General features: G+C 67.1%; 14 protein-coding genes and 2 tRNA genes. 5 read left to right on the forward strand and 11 right to left on the reverse strand.

Going from position 1 to position 19,097, the window contains the following annotated elements; translation table 11 throughout:
* Positions 1–28: 28 nt before the first annotated feature.
* Positions 29–334, forward strand: coding sequence for a winged helix-turn-helix transcriptional regulator (locus NF4_RS02825; RefSeq protein ID WP_157119916.1), 306 nt, complete (start codon positions 29–31; stop codon positions 332–334).
* A gap of 10 nt (positions 335–344) precedes the next feature.
* Here NF4_RS02825 and NF4_RS02830 read toward each other — a convergent pair.
* A tRNA-Ala gene (locus tag NF4_RS02830) sits at positions 345–417 on the reverse strand.
* A 91-nt stretch (positions 418–508) separates the two neighbouring features.
* Positions 509–1,786, reverse strand: coding sequence for an oxygenase MpaB family protein (locus NF4_RS02835; protein WP_063125697.1), 1,278 nt, complete (start codon positions 1,784–1,786; stop codon positions 509–511).
* A 257-nt stretch (positions 1,787–2,043) separates the two neighbouring features.
* On the opposite strand from NF4_RS02835, the gene NF4_RS02840 reads away from it, so the two are divergent.
* Entirely contained in the window at positions 2,044–2,694 is a 651-nt protein-coding gene (locus NF4_RS02840) for a TetR/AcrR family transcriptional regulator (protein ID WP_063814481.1), read from the forward strand.
* A gap of 299 nt (positions 2,695–2,993) precedes the next feature.
* Here NF4_RS02840 and NF4_RS02845 read toward each other — a convergent pair.
* The 9 genes from NF4_RS02845 to dnaA form a co-directional block, all read right to left on the reverse strand.
* Positions 2,994–3,067, reverse strand: a tRNA-Ile gene (locus tag NF4_RS02845).
* A gap of 182 nt (positions 3,068–3,249) precedes the next feature.
* Positions 3,250–4,356, reverse strand: a complete 1,107-nt coding sequence (locus NF4_RS02850) for a DUF3566 domain-containing protein (RefSeq protein WP_063125698.1) — start codon at positions 4,354–4,356, stop codon at positions 3,250–3,252.
* 39 nt (positions 4,357–4,395) lie between these two features.
* Positions 4,396–6,897 carry a DNA gyrase subunit A gene (gyrA, locus tag NF4_RS02855; protein ID WP_063125699.1) on the reverse strand — a complete coding sequence of 834 codons (2,502 nt, stop codon included), beginning with the start codon at positions 6,895–6,897 and terminating at the stop codon, positions 4,396–4,398.
* Positions 6,898–6,964: 67 nt separating this feature from the next.
* The gene (gyrB, locus tag NF4_RS02860; RefSeq protein WP_063125700.1) at positions 6,965–9,010 is read right to left on the reverse strand and encodes a DNA topoisomerase (ATP-hydrolyzing) subunit B; all 2,046 of its coding nucleotides are present in this window, start codon (positions 9,008–9,010) and stop codon (positions 6,965–6,967) included.
* Between the two features lie 306 nt (positions 9,011–9,316).
* Positions 9,317–9,883, reverse strand: coding sequence for a DUF721 family protein (locus NF4_RS02865; protein ID WP_063125701.1), 567 nt, complete (start codon positions 9,881–9,883; stop codon positions 9,317–9,319).
* A gap of 348 nt (positions 9,884–10,231) precedes the next feature.
* Entirely contained in the window at positions 10,232–11,446 is a 1,215-nt protein-coding gene (recF, locus tag NF4_RS02870) for a DNA replication/repair protein RecF (protein WP_084532805.1), read from the reverse strand.
* A 184-nt stretch (positions 11,447–11,630) separates the two neighbouring features.
* Positions 11,631–12,806: a DNA polymerase III subunit beta gene (gene dnaN / locus NF4_RS02875; protein WP_063125702.1), complete on the reverse strand. Its 1,176-nt coding sequence runs from the start codon at positions 12,804–12,806 to the stop codon at positions 11,631–11,633.
* A gap of 1,699 nt (positions 12,807–14,505) precedes the next feature.
* Positions 14,506–15,087: a putative glycolipid-binding domain-containing protein gene (locus NF4_RS02880; protein ID WP_063125703.1), complete on the reverse strand. Its 582-nt coding sequence runs from the start codon at positions 15,085–15,087 to the stop codon at positions 14,506–14,508.
* Between the two features lie 212 nt (positions 15,088–15,299).
* The gene (dnaA, locus tag NF4_RS02885) at positions 15,300–17,528 is read right to left on the reverse strand and encodes a chromosomal replication initiator protein DnaA (protein ID WP_063125704.1); all 2,229 of its coding nucleotides are present in this window, start codon (positions 17,526–17,528) and stop codon (positions 15,300–15,302) included.
* A gap of 574 nt (positions 17,529–18,102) precedes the next feature.
* Between dnaA and rpmH the strand changes: the two genes are divergently transcribed.
* From rpmH to yidD, 3 genes are all read left to right on the forward strand, one after another.
* Positions 18,103–18,246 (forward strand): 50S ribosomal protein L34, encoded by a 144-nt coding sequence (gene rpmH / locus NF4_RS36230; protein WP_058854877.1) that lies wholly within the window; start codon positions 18,103–18,105, stop codon positions 18,244–18,246.
* A gap of 105 nt (positions 18,247–18,351) precedes the next feature.
* The gene (gene rnpA / locus NF4_RS02890) at positions 18,352–18,753 is read left to right on the forward strand and encodes a ribonuclease P protein component (RefSeq protein ID WP_063125705.1); all 402 of its coding nucleotides are present in this window, start codon (positions 18,352–18,354) and stop codon (positions 18,751–18,753) included.
* Positions 18,750–19,097 (forward strand): membrane protein insertion efficiency factor YidD, encoded by a 348-nt coding sequence (gene yidD, locus NF4_RS02895; protein ID WP_063125706.1) that lies wholly within the window; start codon positions 18,750–18,752, stop codon positions 19,095–19,097. Before rnpA ends, yidD begins: the two co-directional genes overlap by 4 nt.

Raw genomic sequence — 19,097 nt, forward strand, 5'->3', positions numbered from 1 at the left:
GAGTGATGCGGATCACCAGGTGTGCGGCATGTCGCTGGCCATCGATGTGGTCGGCGGCAAGTGGAAACTGCACCTGATGTGGGTCCTGGGCGCGAGCCCGCAGCGGTTCGGCCAGATCCGCCGGGCGTTGACGGGGGTGAGCGAGAAAGTGCTGACCGAGAATCTGCGCCAACTCGAAGCCGGCGGCGTGGTCCGGCGGGAGGTGTACGCGGAGGTGCCGCCGCGGGTCGAATACTCGCTGACCCCGCTCGGAGAGGAACTCGCAGAGGCGCTGCGCCCGCTCGAGGAATGGGGCGACAGGCACCGCGGCCATCTGGCCGCAGTCGCCTGCTGATCGCCGGAAGTGGAGCCTAGGGGAATCGAACCCCTAACCCCTGCCTTGCAAAGGCAGTGCTCTGCCAATTGAGCTAAGGCCCCGGGCAGCCATGCGGCCTGAGCCGCGAGTCGCCTGCGAAACACTAGCGTTCCGGCACGTACACCGTCAAACAAGGATACCCGGGGGCGCCGATCAGCGCCGCAGGGCGCCGGTCGCCTCGAACTCCGCTTCCCGGCCCTGCATCTGCTCGCGATACCAGTTCTCCCGGTGCCAGAGCATGATCCGCTCGTGCACCCGGCCGAGCGGCGGCACGCGGCGGAGGAATTCCACGGCGGTGACCAGCGGAATTCTGGCGATGGGGATGAGCACCCACGGGAATGCCGCCGGCATCCGGTAGCGGCGCCGGGTGGTGGGCAGCATGTAAAGGGCCGCGTACGCCGAGTTGATCCGATAGTTGTAGTGCGCCCGCAGCCGGGCCGGGCCCCGCTGCTCCGGACGGGGGGCGAAGGCCGCGGGATAGGACTCGATGAGTTCGGCGCCCTGCGCACCGGAGTCGTACGCCCGGGCGACCATCGTCATCGCCATCACCCGTAGCGTGTCGGCCACGGTCTCCGGGTGCCACGTCAGCCGGACACCCAGGAGGTAGCCCATGTACTTCTGGAAATGCAGGAGCGCCCGGAACTCCGCGGGGGTCGTCTGGTAGCCCAGCGCCCAGAGTCCCAGGCCCGGGATCGTGCTGCCGGCGATCAGCGTCAGCAACTGGTAGGTCTGACTGATCGGCAGCCCCCACCGCTCGATCTCCCATTCCGGATGTCGCTGCACGCCCGCACGCACCGAGACATGCATGATCCGTACCTTCAGGGCGGTGGCCCGCCCCGGCGAGCCCGGACTCAGCAGCGCTCCGGGCCGGGAGACGTCCATCCAGAACCGGCAGGTCTCCAGGAAGCGGCGCAGCGCGCTGTCCCCGGCGTAGCCACCGGCCAGCGAAAGCGGTGTCGCGACCGCGGATTCGGTGTACATCTCCAATGTCTCCGCACCCGCGAAGCCGAACAGCATGGTGCCCCAGCGCCGCCAGACCGCGGCGCCGCGTTCGACCAGCTCCGGACGAACCCAATCGGGGACCGTCTCGAACTCGTCGAACAGCTCGCGCATGGCGGCAGGGGCGTCGGGAACCGCGCCGATACCGTCGCGCAGCGCGGTGTCCAGCAGGGAGCGGCCGTGCTCCCGGCCGGCCTCCCCGCGCATCACCTCCGCGACGAACCGTTCCGCGACCGGGTCGCCGGTGAACATATCCGCGCACAACGCCCGCGCCTGCTCGTCGGTCGGAAACAGCGCCGAACCGGTCACCGTCCGGAAGACCCGTTCGACCCGCCTGACCGCGGGAGTGTCCCGCACCTGCCAGTAGCGGAAGGCCGCCGGGCATTGCGCGTCCGTTGCGTCCCCGGCCGGTGTCGCCGCTGGTATCGACATCGCTGATCTCCTCCTCACCGGGGCCGCCCGAGACCTGGTGGCGGACCCGCGACGGGGGCGCGTGGCCCAACCCATACTGAATCGTATGGAAAGACTGTACTTGACAGTACGGAAATCGCCGGAGAATTCCGCACACACGGCGGAGACACGGGCCACGCGCACGGCCGGCGATCTGTCGTGATGGGCGAATACGTCGAGGCCGTCGGCCGCCTCCCCTACCATCGGAGTATGAGACTCAGCGCTGACCTGTCGAACCGATGACGGCGGGTCCGTCCACGGCTTCGCACCCCGATCCCGCCGACGACCGGACGGCGCCACCACGACCCCGATCGAAAAAGGCTCGCGCCCAACAATCCCGGCGCCGGCGCACCGCTCGGCTGTCCTACGACGACTGGGTCGACGGCGCGCTCGAGCTACTGTCCCGCGAAGGCATCGCGGCGATCAGGATCCCGCGGCTGTGCCAGGAACTCGGCGTGACCAAGGGCAGCTTCTACTGGCATTTCGACGATATCGAACAGCTCATGGCGGCAATGGCAGACCGCTGGAGCGCGGTACAGAGCGAGAAGATCCGGGAGCTGGGCGGGTTCGCGGAGATCCCGGTGGAGGAACGGATCGAGAAGATGGCCGCCATGCTCGTGGACCACCGGCACTGGATCGTCGAGACCACGGTGCGGGAATGGTCGCGCAGCAACCCCAAGGTGGCCGATGCGGTACGCACCCTCGACCAGCGGGTGTTCGAGACGGTCCACCGGACGATGCTGGACCTGGGATTCGACGAGAACCAGGCCGGCATCCGGGCGGGCGCGATGGTCTACATCGGACTCGGCCTGATCCACGGCCGGGACAATCTGCCGACGCCGACCACCGAACAGGTGTACTCGGTCATCGAACTGCTGGCCCGGCCGTGATCGCATCCGACCCGGTGGTCACCGGGTCCGGTGGCAACGACCGAGAACGTCGCCCGGGACGGGGTCAGCGTGTGGTGACCTCGTGCCACAGGTCGGCGTCGTCACGCTGGCGCAGCTTGCTGATACCGATGAGAACCGCAGCGACAAGACCGATGGTGAGAACGTATTTCATGCTCTCGAGCCTAGTCCTGTGACACCGGAACAGCTCAATTCCGGACCGGACGGTATCCAGGGGTGGCCCGGAAACGAATCAGCCCTCGAACCGTGAAGGGTTCGAGGGCTTGGTTCTCGTACAAGTGTGGGTCTAGGAGGACTTGAACCTCCGACCTCTTCGTTATCAGCGAAGCGCTCTAACCGCCTGAGCTATAGACCCGCGGGGTTCACCCAACTTCAGTTTCTCACGAGAACTGTAGTTCGACGACCGAGAACAGAGACTACAGGAAACCGTGATTTCAACCAAAACCGCTGGTCAGAGCATTGGCGTCGAAGCTCGACCGATATACGGAACGGCCGGCGCCCAGGTGTGAGCGCCGGCCGTTCCAGGTATGCACGAATTCAGTCCGGGTCGGCCAGCGTGACCTGGATACCGCCGACCATATCGCAGCACTGGTTGTAGATGAACGTGCCGACCGTGGCCAGCGCGGTGAACAGGACGACATTGATGAGCCCGATCACCCCGGCGTAGCCGAAGACCGTACCCGCGTCGATCAGCCCCACCGATCCGCTGTCCGGGGACACCATATCGGTGAAGGTGCTGTTGAGCCGCTCCCAGACGCCCATACCCGCCAGCACCATGTACAGCAGCGCCACGGCGATCATCCACACGAAGAACATGGCCACACTGATCACCAGGGTGATCTTCAGCGTGGACCACGGATCGATCCGGCGCACCTGGACGGTGGCACGCAACGGTTCTCCGCCGAGCACCGCCTGCGGCAGCCCGCGCGGCGCCGCCGGTGCGGGCTGGGCCGCGACCGGCGGTGTATACGGGTTGTGCGGTTGACTGGGCGGCTGTTCCGGGGGTAGCGGGTGCCGGATCTCGGAAAGATCCGGCATATCCTTCACCAGCTCCGGACGCGCGATACTGCGCGTCGGCCCGTCCAGGCCAACGGATTTGGCCATGGCCGCTTCCTTACGTGCCGCCTTGGCCGCCAGGTCGCTGGTGGTGCGGGCATTGGTGACCCCGCCCTGCAAACCCCCGCCGCCCTGCAGACCGCCGCCCTGGAGGCCCACCGACCGCTGGGCGCCGCCCACCGGCATATGGCCGGGCCGTGAGAGGTTCGACTGCGGTTCCCGCTGCGGCAGCTGCGACCAGCCCTCCTGGTACCGGTTCGCCTCGGGGCCGTTGCCGGCCTGCTGATTACCCGCGCCGCCCTGCTGATCGCCCGGCCCGCCACCGGCCTGCGGGCCGGAATTCCGGTCCGCCGGGGCGTTGCGCGAGTCGGACGCGAATTCGCCTTGCTGCTCCTGCTTTTCGGGCTGCGGGCCGGCGGCGGGCGAACCGCCGGACGGGTTACCGCCCGGCTGCCCGCCTGCCTGTTCGTGGTCCGCGGCCTCGCCCGGCCGCTGAGTCGGGCGCGGCGAAATCGGGGACGGGGTGACCCGCTCGGTCACGCCGTTCGTCTGCTGCCGCTCGTCGCTCGGCTGTTTCGGAGTGGTCAATGGGAATCCTCGGATCCGTTCTTTGCCGCCGATATGGGATTACTGCTCGGGAGAACCGCCGCCGTCGATCTGCTCGGGCTCGTCGGCGTTACGTGCGATCGCAAGCAAGGTATCGCCCTCGGCGAGGTTCATCAATCGCACGCCCTTGGTCTGCCTACCGGCCTTGCGCACCTGCCGGGCGGCAGTACGGATAACGCCTCCACTGGAGGTGATGGCATACAACTCGTCGTCGTCGTCGACGATTAGTGCTCCCACCAGGGTGCCACGCCGGGTGTCGTACTGGATCGTCAATACACCTTTTCCGCCACGTCCCTGCGCGGTGTACTCCTCGATAGCGGTCCGCTTGGCATAGCCGCCCGAGGTCGCCACCAGCAGGTATGTCCCGTCGCGGACCACGTTCAACGACAGTAGGGCATCCTCGGCGTTGAACCGCATACCCTGCACCCCGGAGGTTGCGCGTCCCATCGGGCGCAGCGCCTCGTCGGTGGCCGAGAAGCGGATCGACTGCCCCTGCGCCGAGACCAGCAGCAGGTCGTCCTCGGCCGAACACAGTACGGCGCCGACCAATTCGTCGTTGTCGCGCAGGTTCACCGCCACGATCCCGCCGCTGCGGTTGGAGTCGAAGTCGACCAGGCGCGACTTCTTGACCAGGCCCTTCTGCGTGGCCAGCACCAGGTAGGCGGCGTCCTCGTAGGACTTGATCCGGATGACCTGGGCGATCTTCTCGTCCGGCTGGAAGGCCAGCAGATTCGCCACGTGCTGCCCGCGCGCGGTGCGGTTGGCCTCCGGCAATTCGTATGCCTTGGCCCGGTACACGCGGCCCTTGTTGGTGAAGAACAACAACCAGTCGTGGGTGGAGGTCACGAAGAAGTGCCGGACGATATCGTCCTGCTTCAGGCCCGCGCCCTGCACACCCTTGCCGCCGCGCTTCTGGCTGCGGTACAGATCGGTCTTGGTGCGCTTGGCGTACCCGGTCTCGGTGATGGTGACCACCACATCCTCGCGGGCGATCAGATCCTCGTCGGCCACATCGCCGTCGGCGGAGATGATCTGGGTCCGCCGCTCGTCGCCGTAGCGCTCCACGATCTCGGCGAGTTCGTCCTTGACGATCGCGCGCTGCCGTTCCGGCTTCTCCAGAATGTCCTTCAGATCGGCGATCTCGGCCTCGAGCTTGGCCAGCTCGTCGACGATCTTCTGCCGCTCCAGCGCCGAGAGGCGCCGCAACTGCATATCCAGGATCGCGGTGGCCTGGGTCTCGTCGATATCGAGCAGTTGCATCAGGCCGGTCCGCGCGGTCTCGGTATTGGCCGACCGGCGGATCAACGCGATGACCTCGTCCAGCTGATCCAGCGCCTTGACCAGGCCGCGCAGGATATGGGCCCGTTCCTCGGCCTTGCGGAGCAGGTAGCGGGTACGCCGGACGATGACTTCCAGCTGATGGTTCACATACAGCCGGATCATCTGATCCAGCCGCAGGGTGCGCGGGACACCCTCGACGATGGAGAGCATGTTCGCGCCGAAGCTGGTCTGCAACTGGGTGTGCTTGTACAGGTTGTTCAGCACGACCTTGGCGATCGCGTCCCGCTTGACGGTGACCACGATGCGCAGGCCCACCCGGTCCGAGGACTCGTCGTGGATATCGGCGACACCGGCGATCCGGCCGTCCTTGACCTGTTCGGCGATCGCGTTGATGAAGTTGTCGGTGTTGACCTGGTACGGCAGACCGGTGATCACGATCGTGGTGCGGCCGCGGGAATCCTCTTCGATCTCCACCACACCGCGCATCCGGATGGACCCGCGTCCGGTGGTGTAGGCATCGTGGATCCCCTGGGTGCCGACGATCAGGCCGGCGGTCGGGAAGTCCGGACCCTTCACCCGTTCCATACAGGCCGTGAGGGTGGCTTCCTCGTCGGCGTCGTGGTTGTCGAGCACCCAGTAGATGGCCTGGGCGAGCTCGGTCAGGTTGTGCGGCGGGATATTGGTCGCCATGCCGACCGCGATACCGTTGCTGCCGTTCATCAGCATATTCGGTACGCGGCTGGGCAGGACGACCGGTTCCTGGGTCTTGCCGTCGTAGTTCGGGATGAAATCGACCGTGTCGTGGTCGATTTCGCGCAGCAATTCCATCGCCAGCGGCGTGAGCCGGCATTCGGTGTACCGCATGGCGGCAGCACCGTCGTTACCACGGCTACCGAAGTTGCCCTGGCCGTCGACCAGCGGATACCGCATGGCCCAGGGTTGGGCCATACGGACCAAGGTGTCGTAGATGGCCGAGTCGCCGTGCGGGTGGTAGTTGCCCATGGTGTCGGCCACCGGCCGCGCGGACTTCACATAGCTGCGATCGGGCCGGTAGCCGTTGTCGTGCATCGCGTACAGGATCCGGCGGTGCACCGGCTTGAGGCCGTCGCGGACCTCGGGGAGCGCGCGGCCCACGATCACGCTCATCGCGTAATCGATATAGCTGCTCTGCATCTCCTGCTGGATATCGACCGGCTCGATCCGGTCGCCCGCGCTCTCCGGCGGCAGGGTGGTGTCGGTCATGCAATCTCCTAGGTACTGACGGGATACGGCTGGTCACCGCGCGCGTGGGCGCCGCGGGCGGACCGCCCTATACGTCGAGGAAGCGGACGTCCTTGGCATTACGGGTGATGAAGCTGCGGCGCGCCGCCACGTCCTCGCCCATCAGGACACTGAACAGTTCGTCCGCGGCGGCCGCGTCGTCCAGCGTCACTTGACGGAGCACCCGGACCGAGGGGTCCATAGTGGTCTCCCACAGTTCCTTGGGGTTCATCTCGCCGAGACCCTTGTACCGCTGGATACCGTCGTCCTTGTTGATCTTCTTACCGGCCGCCAGACCGGCTTCGAGCAGACCGTCGCGCTCCCGATCGGAGTAGGCGAACTCGGGATCGACCCGATGCCACTTCAGCTTGTACAGGGGCGGCTGCGCCAGGAACACGTGACCGTGCTCGATGAGCGGCCGCATGAAGCGGAACAGCAGCGTCAGCAGCAACGTCGAGATGTGCTGGCCGTCGACATCGGCGTCGGCCATCAGCACGATCTTGTGGTACCGGAGTTTGGCGATATCGAACTCGTCGTGGATACCGGTGCCGAAAGCGGTGATGATCGACTGGACCTCGGCATTCTTGAGGACCTTGTCGATACGTGCCTTCTCGACGTTGATGATCTTTCCGCGCAGCGGCAGGATCGCCTGGTACATGGAGTCCCGGCCGGATTTGGCCGAGCCGCCGGCGGAGTCGCCCTCGACGATGTAGATCTCGGATTTGCTCGGGTCCTTGGACCGGCAGTCGGCCAGCTTGCCCGGTAGGCCACCGATATCGGTCGCGCTCTTGCGCCGGACCAGCTCACGGGCCTTCCGCGCCGCGACCCGGGCCTGCGCCGAGGACACCGCCTTGTTGACGATGGTCTTGGCATCCGCCGGATTGGCCTCGAACCAGTGCGCCAGATGCTCGTTGCAGGCACGCTGCACGAAAGACTTCACCTCGGTATTACCGAGTTTGGTCTTGGTCTGGCCCTCGAACTGCGGTTCGCTGACCTTCACACTGACGATGGCGGCCAGACCCTCACGGATATCGTCGCCGGTGAGGTTTCCGTCCTTCTCCTTGAGGAGCTTCTTCTCCTTGGCGTACCGGTTGACCACCGTGGTCAGCGCGGCGCGGAAGCCCTCCTCATGGGTGCCGCCCTCATGGGTGTTGATGGTGTTGGCGAAGGTGTGCACCGACTCGGAGTAACCGGAGTTCCACTGCATCGCCACCTCGAGCTCGTGCCCGGTGCCCTTACCGTTGAACGAGACCACCGAGTTGTGGATCGGCTGCTTGGTCCGGTTGATGTGCCGGACGAAATCTTCCAGACCGCCCGGGTAGTGGTAGGTGCGGGTCTTCACCTTGGGCTCGGCCGCGGGCTTCTCGCCGTTGTCGTCGTGCTTGGGCGCCTCCGCGGTTTCGCTGACCACTTCGTCGGTGATCTCGATATCACTGACGCGCTCGTCGGTGAGGACGATGGTCAGGCCCTTGTTCAGGAAGGCCATCTCCTGCAGACGCCGCGATACGGTCTCGAAGTTGTAGGTGGTGGTCTCGAAGACCGCGGGATCGGCCCAGAACCGGATGGTGGTTCCGGTGGCCTTGGTCGGCTCGCCCTGGACCAGCTGCCCCGGGACCGCGTCCTTGTAGGTCTGGCTCCAGTGGTAACCGTCGGTGTCCACCTCGGCTTCGAGCCGGCTGGACAGCGCGTTGACCACGGAGATACCGACACCGTGCAGACCGCCGGACACGGCGTAGGAATCGGAGTCGAACTTGCCGCCGGCGTGCAGCTGGGTCATGACGACCTCGATGGTCGGGATGCCCTGGGCGTGCATGGCGACGGGAATACCACGGCCGTCGTCGACGACCTGGACACCGCCGTCGGCGAGGAGAGTGACCTCGACCCTGGTGGCGTGGCCGGCCATCGCCTCGTCGACGGAGTTGTCCACGACCTCCCAGATCAGGTGGTGCAAACCGCGCTCACCCGTGGAGCCGATGTACATGCCCGGGCGCATCCGCACCGCCTCGAGGCCTTCCAGGACCTTGATGGAGGAGGCACCGTAGTCCTGCTTTTCCGATGCGCTCGAGCCTGATGCTTTGGAGTCTTTGGCAGCCACTGGTCGGTAGCTCTCCTTACTTGCTGATCCCCGGGACGGCGGTGGGACAGCGCACGTGGGCCCGGGACCGATCAGAGGGCTGCACGCAACGCGCCGAGGGTATCGCCGCTGATTTACACTTCCATCCTACTTCGCGGCCCAACTTACAGTGCACCTGCGACACCCCTGACGGCTTCCTGGGTGAGAGAAATCGGACCGGCACGGGTCCCCTCGCGGTCCGGCCGTTTCGAAGCACCAGATTCGGCCTGAGAGTTCACTGAGGCCCGGGGCGCCGAACGCGAGGTCGCGTTCCACGTGAAACGGGTTCTAACCGTAGGTATCGCGGGGTCCGCGGCCCCGGACATGACGTTGTCCTTTGCGCCAGCTCGGCGCCGTCGGTCCGGAGATCCGCAGTGAACGCACCACCCCGGGCCCCACCGCCGCGCTGATCTTCGCGAGCAACTGTGCCTGCAGCAGACGTAACTGCGTGGCCCAGGCGGTGGACTCGGCCGCGACACTCAATACACCGTTCTCGAGAGAGACCGGTTTCGCATGAGCGGCTATATCCTCCCCGACCACCCCCGACCAGTGCCCGAACACTGTGCCCTCGGCGACTTTGGTGGACCAGCCGCGGCTGCGCGCGATCGAGGTGGCGAGTTTGGACAGCGGTTGCGGATCGCGGTCGTCGGGACGGGGACCGGACCACCCGCTGCGGCGGCGGGCGCCGGAACGGAGACCGCGGCGCGGGGAGGAGCGTCCCTGGCCGACGGATTTACCGCTGGCGCGCGCCGCCGCCCGAGCCTCCTCCAGCGCCCGGCGGGCCAGGTCGACCCCGCGCAGCTCCGGTTCTGTCGGAGGCGTTGTGCCACCGGGCGTTCCGGGCTGGTCGGTCATCGCTGCTCCCACTCACCGGTGCGAGTTATCCCCAGGTTCGACCGGTTTTCCTCAGGCTGTGCACATCCGGGAATCCCTGCTCGACACCACGCCGACAGGATCGGCACAAAGGTCGCTCCATCGGGAAAATCCGCAGCTCAGGGCTGGTATTTCGAGTGCCGGTGCCGGTTGTCACCGAATGGACCGGGCAGCCGTCCGAGGTGCGGGGCGACGACCTGGTCGAATAAGTTATCCACAGGCTGTGGATAACTGGATTCCGATACCGGACGGGGGGATAACGGCCCGGTGTACCGGCTCACTCTACGAACGGCCCGGCGCGCATGCAAGACGGCGGCGGGCGCGTGTCCGTCACCCCGGCGAATCACCGGCGACCGCCGCGGGCGGGTCACCACCGGCGACCGGGCGCTCCGTCGCGAAACCGGATATCCGATGTTCCGGATCACCGGTGGTCGTCACCCGCAACGTCGCGCCGATCAGCTCGGCGGGCACGTCTTCGGGGACGGCCGCGGTGATCAGCACCTGCTCGGCGGCCGCTGCCACGGTGGCCAGTGCGGTGCGGCGACGCCGGTCGAGTTCGGCGAAGACATCGTCGAGCAACAGGACCGGTTCGGCCCCGTCCGCTCGGAGCAGTTCGAACGCCGCGAGCCGCAGCGCCAGCGCGAACGACCAGGACTCCCCGTGGCTGGCGAAACCCTTGGCCGGGGTTTCGCCGAGCATCAACTCCAGCTCGTCCCGATGCGGACCGACCAGGCAGACGCCTCGTTCGAGCTCCTTGGCCCGCGCGGTGGCGAGTTCACACAGCAGGATCTCCTCCAGCAGGGCCGGGTCACCGGGCTCGGGCGAGCGGCCGGGATCGAGCAGCTCGGCCGGCAGGGCGCCGCTGCGGTACCCGATCGCCGCCGGCCGTGACTCCGGCGCGAGAGCCGCGTACGCGCGGGCCAGATGTGGATGGAGTTCGTGGACCAAGCGCAACCGCTCCGCGAGCAGGACCGACGCATGAGCCGCCAGGTGCCCGTCCCAGACGTCCAGCGTGCCGAGATCCGCCCGCGCGGACCGGCCCGCGGTTTTCAACAGGGCCGAACGCTGCCGCAGCACCCGGTCGTAATCGGCGCGGACGCCGGCCAGGCCGGGGCGCCGCGCGGTGCACAACTCGTCGAGGAAACGACGACGCTCCCCCGGGTCGCCCCGAACCAGCGCCAGATCCTCGGGAGCGAACAATACGGTGTGCAGAATGCCGAGGATCTCCCGCGGCCGGCGCACCGGGGACCGGTTGATCTGTGCCCGGTTGGCCGCGCCGCGGTTGAGTTCGACATCGATCCGCAATTCGCGGCCGAGATGCACTACGTTCGCGCCGATCCGGGCGCGTTCGGCGCCGGCCCGGACGAGTGGTGCGTCGGTGGAGACCCGGTGCGACCCCAGCGTGGACAGGTAGCCCAGCGCTTCGAGTAGGTTGGTCTTGCCGTTACCGTTCGCCCCCAGGAAAACTGTAGGTCCTGTGGATAACTCGATCTCGGCTTGCTCCCAGGATCGGAAATCACGCAAGGTCAGCGCACGGATATGCACCTGTTCACACCATCCGGGGAAAGACAGCCCAGTTATCCACAACTGTGGATAACTGGGGAGAGCGCAGGTCGCGGCGCTGGTTTGCGGAGGTATCGCTACCGACCGCCACCGCAGGCACGGTACACCGACACCGGCGGTACCGGGTGGAGGTGCGCCGGTTCGTCGTTACCGAACCCACGCGCGCTCAGCCCGGAAGCCGGACCGGCATCAACAGGTAGATGTAGTCGCTCTCCACCGCCGGATACGCACCGGAATCGAGCGGCTCGGGTTCCTCCTCGCCGGCGGGCAGCAGCACAGCCGGGCGGCTGGGAGTGGTGAACCCGAAGGTGACGCGCTCGGAACGCAGTGCGGACAAGCCATCGATCAGGTAGCCGGGGTTGAAGGCGATGGTCAGCGGTTCGCCCCGGAAATCGGCGGTGAGCCATTCCTCGGCCCGGCCGGCGTCGTCACCACCCGCCGACAACAGCAGGCCTTCACCGGAGAATTCCAGCCGTACCTGGGCACCGCGCTCGGCCACGAGCGCGACACGCTTGATCGCCTCGGTGAGCGAGGCGACCTCCAGCGTCGCGATCGAGGTGTGCTCCTTGGGGAGCAACTGGCGGAACTTGGGGAATTCGGCATCCAGCAGCCGGGTGGTGGTCCGCCGACCACCGTTGACGATGCCCAGGAGCCCGTCGGCGCCCGCTCCGGACCCCAGCGACAGCTGCACGGGCCGATCGGAGGCACCCAGCGTCTTGGCGGCCTCGGACAGGGTGCGGGCGGGAATGAGGACCGCGGTCTCGATATCGGTGCGTACGGGCTGCCACTGGATGTGCCGCACCGCGAGCCGGAACCGGTCGGTCGCCGCCAGGACCACCTGCGGCCCCTCGATCTCGACCCGGATACCGGTCAGCATGGGCAGCGTGTCGTCGCGGCCGGCCGCGACGGCCACCTGGCCGACCGCCTCACCGAACACCTCGACCGCCAGTTCCCCGCTCGACTGCGGCACCTCCGGCAGTTGGGGATAGTCCTCCACCGGCATGGTCGGCAGCGAGAACTTGGCGCTGCCGCACTGGATCAGCACGCGGGTGCCGTCGACGGAAACGTCCACCGGCTTGTTGGACAGCGCCTTGGTGATGTCGGCCAGCAATTTGCCCGAGACCAGGACGCGCCCGGGACCGGCGACCTCGGCGGCGACCCGCATCTGCGCGGAGACCTCGTAGTCGAACCCGGAGACGGTCAGGCCGTCCTCGTCCGCGACCAGCAGGACTCCGCCGAGTACCGGGACCGGAGGGCGGGACGGCAGACTGCGCGCCACCCAGGCGACCGACTCCGCGAAATCCTCACGCGCGACCCGAAACTTCATGCCTGCAAGGTCCATCGCCCGAGGTGTCCTCTCCCGTTCAGTGTGGATCGACGGCTGTGCTGCCCCCGTGTATCCCGCTGCGCCGACTCCGCCACCGGCGCGGCGGTCGATGCGGCGGCCGGAAATCCGGACCGGCCGCCCCAGGAGTCTGGCACAAGCGGCCGACATCAGACCGTACCCCGTTTCGAGCTACGCGGTCGGCTGCCCCTCCGAGTGGAGGATACGTCCTCCGGCGGTGCCCCGGCCAGGCCGGGCGGGCAGATCGAGTCGTATCGCCACTGCCTGGGCCGATCAGCTGTGTACAGCTGTGGATGAACCAGCGGACGCGACCACTGTGGATCATCCGGGCGTCGGGTGGCCGATATTCGCGCGCTCCCGTGGTGTGGCCGTATCCACAGTCGTCCCACGGTAGCGGTGTGGACAACTCCGCAACCGGTTCCCCTGTGCGGCGGCCGGAACTCGACTTCACTCGCAGCGCGTCGGCTGCTCTTCCCATCGATGTGACAAGGAGGTCGCGTACGCAGCGGCCGCCCGATGGGCGATCGCTCGTGAGTACGAGGTTCCGGCTCTTCGGATGGCGGTGTGTGGTTGGGGACCGGATCGCCGGGCGAACGCCGGCGGGCGGAGCTGGGAGCGCCGCAGTGGGCAGGGAACGATCCCGGCTCGTCGGGCTCTGCACAGATCGAGAGATCTGTGCGTCAGTGGGTAGCCGCTCGTGGATGCGATCGCTGCGCTCCCCTGCGCCTCCCTCGCTGTCCTTGTCTTCTTCCGGCTCTGTGCGGCGGTGCGGTCCGCTCGAGACTTGTCCACACAACCTGTTTTGAAGAGAAATTTTCTAGATGAAGAACAGGAGTAGTAATAGGCCCTGTGGAAACTGTGGATTCCGCTGGTTTCCCCAGGTCACCCCGCGTGTCTGGTTGTGGATGGCCAGGGGATAACTCGAGGATGAATCGAGGGCGGCTGTGGACAGGTTTTGTTGTCCACACTGCGTCCACAGTCCGTCCCCAACTTGGTCCCCAGATTCCGGCCAGTTGTGCACACTGTGTATGGATCCGTGGACAACCTGTGGATTCCTCGAGGATTCCTCGAGGAATCCACAGGTTGTCCCCAGCCCTCTGACCGGAACGTCGCTGTTCAGTAGCTGTGGACGAAATCGCCTGTGGAAACTGTGGATAAACAGCATGTGGACAAGTTGCCCCCAACACCCCTCCGATCCTGTGGATGGGCCGGTGGACAACCTGGGGAATCCACAGGTGTGGATATCACAAACTTCCAGTTCAGAGCCTCCACAGGCTGTTAGCGACACACCTGTGGATGCTTCCGACACGCCGACGTCCGTAGGATCCGGGTAAGGCTGCGGGAGAACGGGTGATTCGTCCGGTCCGCCAAGCGGATTGCGACGGAACAACTTCCGGTTCCGGCCCGCGACCGGAAGCCCCGGTCCGGGTGAGTGGCCGCCGCAAGGGCGTGGTGGAACCTCCGCACGGCGTTCGCGACCTGATCGGCGGATGGCCTGACAGTCCTGATTCCCCGGCTCGCCCGCGCGGACCTACGGGTGGTCGACAGTCCGGCCACCCGGGTGCGGTCGCCCGCACGGGGCCAACGGACCGGCAACGAATGTCCTGAATGTGGGCGCCCTCGATCCGGAAGGGGCGATAACCGGAAATCGCGCGCAACAGGGCCAGGGCCACCCACATGGAGCGGTAACGGCCGCTCAGGCGACGCGGGTAGCGATTCCCGGATAGCTCAGCACGAGGCCCGATGCGTCGTAGATCAACCGGCAGGCGAAATCGAATGCGGGCGCGGAGTACTCGTAGCATTGCCGGCCGCCGTCGTCGGCGGCGCGCCGATACTCCTGTTCCAACCGTTCGACGGAGAGATCGGTCGCGCGGACGTAGACCGCGGGCGCCGCGGCCCGGCCACCCACGGGTAGCACGAGGCGGTGCACGGGCAGCATATTGGTCATCGCCGACGATTCCAGGTCCACGTCGCGGCAGCCGTCCAGCTTCGGCGCCGCCGTACCGTCGATCAGCCACCGTCCGGCACCGTCCGACTCGATCAGCACCGTATGCCAGCCGATCGGCGACCGGGTGGTGATGTGCGCGGCGCGGGTCGCCCAGCCCGAATCCACCGTGATCTCGTAGCGCACGAACCAGGCCTGATCGTCCTCGACGGCGGTGGTGCAGCCGTCCATGCGATAACCGTCGTCATCCTGCCGCAGGTGGACGACCTCGAAGCCCGACCGGGCGTCCCGATGCGACCACGCCGCGGTTGCCGGCAGTTCGGCGAACGACATCCCTGCCCCTCTCCCGAACCCATCGGCTGCACGCGGTTCGGCTCTACGCTCGAGTCACGGGTCGACCCGGCTCTCCGCATGGGCGGCTGGCCCGTCGACTGCCGGCGCGCCAGTGCTGCCGCCCACGCGAATCGGTCACCATCCGACCGGGCGAAGATATCCCCGATCGAACTTTGCGAGAACCACTTCCGGCAGCGACGTGTACGCGCCGATCAGCGGGAGCGCTGTTTGATCCGCGCGGTGAGTTCCTGGACCTGGTCGTACACCCGGCGGCGCTCCGACATCTCCTTGCGGACTTTCTTCTCCGCGTACATGACCGTCGTATGGTCGCGCCCGAACGCCTGACCGATCTTGGGCAGCGACAGATCGGTGAGTTCCCGGCAGAGATACATTGCGATCTGCCGGGCCTGGGCGAGTGGCCGGGCCTTACCCGGGCCGGTGAGCTCGTCCATCGAGGTATTGAAGTACTCGGCCGTGACGCCCATGATCGTGGACGCGGTGATCTCCACATCCTGTGATTCGGGCATCAGATCGCGCAGCACCACCTCGGCCACCGATTGATCCAGCGGTTGCCCGTTCAACGACGCGAAAGCGGTCACCCGGATCAGCGCGCCCTCGAGCTCGCGGATATTGCGTTCCACCCGGCTGGCGATGAGTTCCAGGACATCGTGCGGCACATCGAGGCGGTCCATGCGCGCCTTCTTGCGCAGAATGGCGATCCGCGTTTCCAGTTCGGGCGGCTGCACATCGGTGATCAGACCCCACTCGAAGCGGGTGCGCAGCCGCTCCTCCAGCGTGGCCAGCTGTTTGGGCGGCCGGTCCGAGGACACCACGATCTGCTTGTTCGCGTTGTGCAGGGTATTGAAGGTGTGGAAGAACTCCTCCTGGATCCCCTCTTTACCCTCGATGAACTGGATATCGTCGACCAGCAGGATGTCGGTCTCGCGGTAGCGGCGTTTGAACGCCACTTTCCGGTCGTCCCGCAGGCTGTTGATGAAGTCGTTGGTGAATTCCTCGGTGGAGACGTATTTGACCCGCATCCCGGGGAAGAGCCGCTGGGCGTAGTGGCCGGCGGCATGCAGCAGATGAGTTTTGCCGAGCCCCGAGGCACCCCAGACGAACAGCGGGTTGTAGGCGCGGGCCGGGGCCTCGGCGATGGCGACGGCCGCGGCGTGCGCGAAGCGGTTGGACGCGCCGATGACGAACGTTTCGAAGGTGTACTTCGCGTTCAGGCTGGCCGACGGTTTCGCCGTATCCCCGGCGCCCGAGGATTTCGCGAAGAAGGTGGGCCAGGAATCCCGGACGTTCACCACCTTCTCGTCCTCGAGGTGCACGTCGGGTTCCGGATCGACGCCCGGGTCGCGGACACTTTCGCGCAAACTGTCGCGATCGGTATCGCGGACCTCGTCCCGCGGTGCGAGATCACCGGGGGCGAGGTCGGGCGCGAACAGGGTTTCCTGCGTGGGGCGGGCGGCACGGCGTGACGGCAGGATCGGATCCAGGTCGGGCCCGCCGTCCCGGACCGATGGCGCACCGCGCTCCCGGCCGTTGGTCACCGGGTCGGCGATATCGCCGCGGCTGCCTGCGTAGGGGTCGAGGTACTCCGCGGGCGGATACTCCCGGTCCCGCTCGTATCCGGTGTCCCGCGGGTATTCCGTGGACGGTGTGTATTCGCGCGGGTAGGACCGTGGCGCCGGGTAGGGATCCCGTATCGGGTCCTCGGTGCCGCGGGGTAGCGCCGGATCGGAAGGAAAGCTTCCGCCGTGCGGTACTTCGGGCAGGGTGGGCCGGCGCGGCGCCTCCCCGGGCAGCGGATCGGTCGTGCGCGGCAGTGTGGGATTGCGGGGCAGTTCGCCGGTCAGCGGCAGCTCGGCCTCATGGGAGAAGCCCCGGCCGGGAAAACGCGGCTCGCCGGGGACCTCCGTGCGGTGCGGGAATCCGGGCTCCGGCTGGTATCCGCGACCCGAGTACTCGACTCCCTCGGGGTCACGCAGGGCCTCGTCCGGCCACGAGGCCTCGGCCGGTCCGGTCGCGGGGAAAGAGGGCGGGGCGGGGCGGGAACGGCCGTTGCCGAAATGGTCGGGCCGGGCGGCCGGCTCCGGCCGGCTGGTCATCCGGGCGTGCCGGGCGGGACCGTTGTCGGCGCCGGTGGGCAGAGGCGCGGCTATCCGAACCCCGAGACCTTCCACCTGCGGCCCGAGCCGGCGGCCGAGCGACCGGAGAATCGGTTCACGCAGGTCACGTTCGATGGCTTCCTGAGCGAGCGAGGAGGGGACCGAGAGCAGCGCGAAGCCCTGGACGACCATCAACGGTTTGACCAGCTTGAGCCACGCCTGCTGAGCTCGGGTCACCGCGCCGATGGCGCCGTCGGGCGAACCGGTGGTCAACTCCGCGACCACCTCCGGCCACACGGTGGCCAGTACGTTCTGCTCGTCGTCCATCCAGTGTCCTCCCCGGGAGTCGGTTGCTCGGCGCAGACGTCCGGGGCTCGCGGTGCGTCCACTGTACTGGTTCGTCCCAGTGACACCGCATACGTCCGCACCACCGATCTGCCGTATCCCGTGGATACGGGCCCGGGGACGCTGCCCGGAATCCCCGAACTTCCGGCTGCGGCGTGGCACCTTCGGCCCTACGAATATGCCATTCACAGGGTATTTCCACACAATTATCCACAGGTGGGGACAATCTCGGCGGACTACCACCCGCGGTCCCGCGCTGTGCGCGGGTCGGCGGTGAGCGCCCCACCTGCACCCCTGTGCTTTCCCCACGATCGCATGGTGATCATCACCACCGCGGACCGGGTGGCCGGATCGCCGGGTGCCCGCGTGGAGCGCCACGACGGGGGCGAGTTTGACCCGGTAGAACTGGATAAGTACCCTCGTACAGTCACCCCCCGGCGTGGTGACCGTTCTGTGCTGACCGTTCGCCAGGACCGCGGCGCCGGGTAGACATCGCCAGAATCACCGAAAAGCTTCGGGTGCCGCAGGGCGCCCACCAATTCGAGGAGTGTTGACCGTGGCCAAGGGCAAGCGGACGTTCCAGCCGAACAACCGTCGTCGGGCGCGCGTCCACGGTTTCCGTCTCCGGATGCGGACCCGTGCGGGCCGCGCTATCGTTTCCGCGCGCCGCCGTAAGGGCCGCGGCACCCTCACCGCCTGATTCCCCGTCGAATTCGGTGTCCGATGCCGGGTCCGCCGAACCCCGTAACCCACGCCGCCGGTAGCTACGCCGCAGCGGCGGCTTCGACGAGCCTCGGGCGTCCGGGTGCTTCCTGAGCCGCACCGGCTGCATCACCGTGCCGATTTCTCCCGAACGGTACGGCGCGGCAGGCGCACGGGAAATCGCGATCTGGTCGTCCATGTGCTGGCCGATCAGGGCGACCCGGCATCGCCTGACGCGCCGGTTCGTTCCGGCGGTCCGCGATTCGGGCTGATCGTCAGCAAGGCGGTGGGCAACGCGGTCCTACGACACCGCACGGCCCGCCGCCTGCGTCATATCTGTGCAGAACTGACCGCCGACATCCCCGCCGAGGTGGATATCGTGATCCGCGCACTTCCCGGCGCCGCGACCGCCGGCAGCGGCGAGCTGAGCCGCCAGCTGCGCAGCGGATTGCGCAAGCTCGGTGTCCTATCGGCCGTGACGGCCGGCCGGGGTACGTCACGATGACCGCGCTGGGTGCGTACGCGGCGACCGTCCGCCGGTGGCCCGCGAATATTCTGATCTTCTCGATCGAGCTGTACCGGACCTACGTCTCCCCCACTCGCATGCCGGTCTGCCGGTTCACCCCCACCTGTAGTGAGTACGCGGTGACCGCACTCCGCACCCGGGGGCTGGTGATCGGCCTCGGACTGACGGCCGTGCGACTGGCCAAATGCGCCCCCTGGCACCCTGGTGGGTGGGATCCCGTACCGGAGCGGCGGCGCAACGTCGACCACGACGATCCGCGGACCGAAGCTTGTAAGGGATCACCGCATGCGGTGATCGGTGACACTACCGACGGGAGTGCATAG

Origin of the sequence: Nocardia fusca NBRC 14340, from assembly GCF_001618425.1 — a bacterium.
GTDB classification, from domain to species: Bacteria; Actinomycetota; Actinomycetes; order Mycobacteriales; family Mycobacteriaceae; genus Nocardia; species Nocardia fusca.

Bases quoted from the DNA above. Each gene is read 5' to 3' on its own strand.
- NF4_RS02825 (WP_157119916.1), top strand. From the start codon at position 29: ATGTCGCTGGCCATCGATGTGGTCGGCGGCAAGTGGAAACTGCACCTG.
- NF4_RS02835 (WP_063125697.1), bottom strand. From the start codon at position 1,786: ATGTCGATACCAGCGGCGACACCGGCCGGGGACGCAACGGACGCGCAA.
- NF4_RS02840 (WP_063814481.1), top strand. From the start codon at position 2,044: ATGACGGCGGGTCCGTCCACGGCTTCGCACCCCGATCCCGCCGACGAC.
- gyrA (WP_063125699.1), bottom strand. From the start codon at position 6,897: ATGACCGACACCACCCTGCCGCCGGAGAGCGCGGGCGACCGGATCGAG.
- NF4_RS02865 (WP_063125701.1), bottom strand. From the start codon at position 9,883: ATGACCGACCAGCCCGGAACGCCCGGTGGCACAACGCCTCCGACAGAA.
- dnaN (WP_063125702.1), bottom strand. From the start codon at position 12,806: ATGGACCTTGCAGGCATGAAGTTTCGGGTCGCGCGTGAGGATTTCGCG.
- NF4_RS02880 (WP_063125703.1), bottom strand. From the start codon at position 15,087: ATGTCGTTCGCCGAACTGCCGGCAACCGCGGCGTGGTCGCATCGGGAC.
- dnaA (WP_063125704.1), bottom strand. From the start codon at position 17,528: ATGGACGACGAGCAGAACGTACTGGCCACCGTGTGGCCGGAGGTGGTC.
- yidD (WP_063125706.1), top strand. From the start codon at position 18,750: ATGACCGCGCTGGGTGCGTACGCGGCGACCGTCCGCCGGTGGCCCGCG.